The sequence below is a fragment of the Rhizobium oryzicola genome (assembly GCF_030504645.1).
In the GTDB taxonomy this organism is placed as follows: Bacteria; Pseudomonadota; Alphaproteobacteria; order Rhizobiales; family Rhizobiaceae; genus Neorhizobium; species Neorhizobium oryzicola.
Genome location: NZ_JAUKWQ010000025.1, coordinates 1 through 1,590, shown reverse-complemented (window position 1 = coordinate 1,590; position 1,590 = coordinate 1). Strand labels below are relative to the sequence as shown.

At 56.0% G+C, this 1,590-nt stretch carries 2 protein-coding genes; both read left to right on the top strand.

Features of this window, described 5'->3' with window-relative positions:
• Positions 1-243: hypothetical protein (locus Q2T52_RS26725; protein WP_302079937.1), on the top strand; the 243-nt coding region annotated here is incomplete at its 5' end.
• A gap of 251 nt (positions 244-494) precedes the next feature.
• The coding region (locus Q2T52_RS26720) for a HAMP domain-containing protein (protein WP_302079936.1) at positions 495-1,590 on the top strand (1,096 nt) is incomplete at its 3' end.

Here is a 1,590-nt window from a genome sequence, read left to right as displayed (position 1 = left end):
TGGGTAATGACGCGCAGCAGCTTCGCGGTGCTGCAGCGGCCATGCGCTCTTCGACATCGGCCCCTGCGCGTGCACCGGCTGCACCACGTGGTCGCACCGGCAATGCCGCTGTCGCACCACAGTGGGAGTCTTTCTGAAGCGATCAGCTTTAGCGCGATTTCAATAGCAAGGCCGGCGATCCAAGCGCCGGCCTTTGTGTTTTCGCGTGCTTATAAATCCATCAACCTTTTCTTTGCGGTGTAATTTTTTTAAATTGCTCGCAAAAGCTGTCTCTGTATTGGAATTCACCGGTTATTTTTCGCAGATGCTAATTTTAGTATGATTTTACTTTAAGGTGACCACTCTACGGCCCAATATGCAACGGGTTGGCTAAATCCATGTTTTCGATCAAGAACGTACTTGTCTCTGTCTTCCTGGTTATCAGTCTTGCTTTAGGCGCAGTTGTGTCTCAGTCACTGTTGGCCTCCTACTCCACGTATCGGACATTCACAAAAGTGGCGGCCTTGACGGCCATCGACAAGGCACTTTTTGATTTCCTGCTGAACTACCGGCTTGAGCGCGGCCACACCAACACGGCCATGATCACCACCCCGGAGAAGGCTGGCACGACGCCCAAGGATATCCCTGTCGATCGCCAGAAGGTCGATGCCGCGATGAAGGCGATCGAGAAATCCGTTCAGGCGGCTGATAGGCCCGAATTTGCGTCCATGCTCACGAAGATCAAAGGGAATTACGACACGATCGTCGCTATGCGTTCCCAGATCGACACGCAATTGGCCTTGCCTTTGGAAAGCCGCAACAAGGACGTCAACGCCAAGCAGATGTCGTTCGGTGACACGGTCTTGACCGACTTGGAAGCCAATGCGCTCTTTACGGAAGCGGCGATCCGCGTTCTCGACAACAGTCTGACGGATCTGCTGCAGATCCGGGCGAATGCCTGGGCGGCCCGCTCGGGTGCAGGTGCGGAAAACATTGTTCTCAACAAGGCTGCCGCATCGGGTGGTGTACTTTCTACGGCAGATCTCGTTGAACTGATCGGCCAGGATGCGAAGGTCACGGCGAGCTGGCTGCAGGTGCGTGCTCTGATCAACCACCCGACGGTTTCCGACGAGCTGAAACAGTATCTCACCAAGGCAGAAGCTGCCTATTTCAGTGGTGCGATCGCCGAGACACGGGATGGCATGTTCAAGAAAGCGTCCGCACGTGAGCCGGTCGGCGTTTCCCTGGACAACTGGCTGGCGCCAAGCTCCAAGTCGCAGGCTGCTATTGCCGATGTTGTCGTGGCTTCCATGAAGGTCATGGACGACAAGGCAAATGCCCTTGCCGATTCTGCCTTTGCAAGTGTCATCGCCTACAGCCTGCTGCTGCTGGGTGCTGTTGCTGTGGCCATCGCGGGAATGGCGATTGTTGTGCGCCGTGTCGCCATGCCGATCGGCACATTGACCCGTTCCATGCAGGCGCTTGCCGATGGCGATACGCAGTCTCTGATCCCGTTCACGAGCCGTCAGGATGAGATTGGCGGCATGGCGGGTTCTGTGGAAGTGTTCCGTCAGGCTGCCATCCGTAACAAGCAGCTTGAGGCGGAAGCGG